This is a genomic window from Pelomonas sp. KK5, assembly GCF_001984095.1.
Classification (GTDB): Bacteria; Pseudomonadota; Gammaproteobacteria; order Burkholderiales; family Burkholderiaceae_C; genus KK5.
Genome location: NZ_LYVQ01000482.1, coordinates 1 through 1,215 on the forward strand (window position 1 = coordinate 1; position 1,215 = coordinate 1,215).

At 72.8% G+C, this 1,215-nt stretch carries 1 pseudogene; it reads right to left on the reverse strand.

What is annotated here, in order from left to right:
• Nucleotides 1-1,215: pseudogene (locus B0W88_RS34125) on the reverse strand (heme utilization protein); the annotation flags it as partial.

A 1,215-nucleotide genomic window follows, 5' to 3' on the forward strand; every position in this document is an offset into this window, starting at 1 on the left:
AGCCCAGGGCGGCCAGCGCCTGCGTGCTCATGTGCGCCACCTGGTCGGCGCTGAGCGCCTGCAGCTGGGCGGTGCTGAGCGCATGGGCGGCGACGGTGCCGAGCGCCTGCATCTGCGCGTCGGTCAGCGCGGCGATCTGGCCGGTGCCGAGCGCCGCGGCGCTGGCGGCATTGAGCCCGACGATGGCGCCGGTGCTCAGCGCGGCGATCTGCGCGGCGCTGAAGGCCTGGATCTGCGTGGCGCTGAAGCTGTTCAGCTGGCTGCTGGTGAAGCCGCCGAGCTGGTCGGTGGACAAGCCGGACAGCGCCGAAGCCGACAGCGCATGCAGCTGCAGCGCGCTCAGGCCCTGCAGCTGGGAGGCCTGCAGCGCGGCCATCTGGGCGGCGCTGATCAGGCCGATCTGGTTGGCCGGCAGGCCGCTCAGGGCATTGGAGCCGAGCGCGGCCAGCTGGTCGGGCGACAGGGCCACCAGCTGCGCGCTGGTCAGGCCGGTGGTCTGCTTGGCCTGCAGCAGGGCCAACTGGTCGTCGCTCAGCGCGGCCAGCGCGCCCGGCGCGATCTGCGCGAACTGGCCGGCGGACAGCGCGCCGAGCTGGGCCGCGGTGAATTCGCCCAGCAGCGTGGCGTCGAGCATGCCGATCTGCTTGATCGTCAGCGCGGCGGCGCCGGCGGTGCCCATGGCGGCGATCTGGTCGGCGCTCATCGCATGGAGCTGGGCGGCCGAGAGGTTGGCGTAGGCCGTCAGCGACAGGGCGGCGACCTGGTCGGCGCTGAGCGCCTGGATCTGCGCCGGCGTGAGCGCCATCGTGGCGGTGGCGCCGATCACGTGCAGCGCGCTGTTGCTCAAGGCGGCGAACTGGGCCGGGCTCAGCAGCTGGTACTGGTGGGCCGAGAGCGTGGAGGTCTGCACCGAGGTCAGCGCGGCGAGCTGGTCGGGGTTCAGCGCGGCGAAGGCGGCGTCGGACAGGGCGGCCAGTTCCTTGGGCGTCAGGTGGGCGACCTGGTCGGCGGTGAGCAGCGAGATGTTGCCGGCGTTGAAGGCGGCCATCTGCGCATTGCTCAGCGAGGCGATCGCGCCGGTGCCGAGGAAGCTGAACTGCTCGGCCGACAGCGCGGCCAGTTGCGCGGTACTGGCGCCGGCGATCTGGCGCGAGCTGAGGGCGGAGAGCTGGTCGATGTTCAGCGCGGCGATCTGGTCCGCGCCGAGCTGCGCGA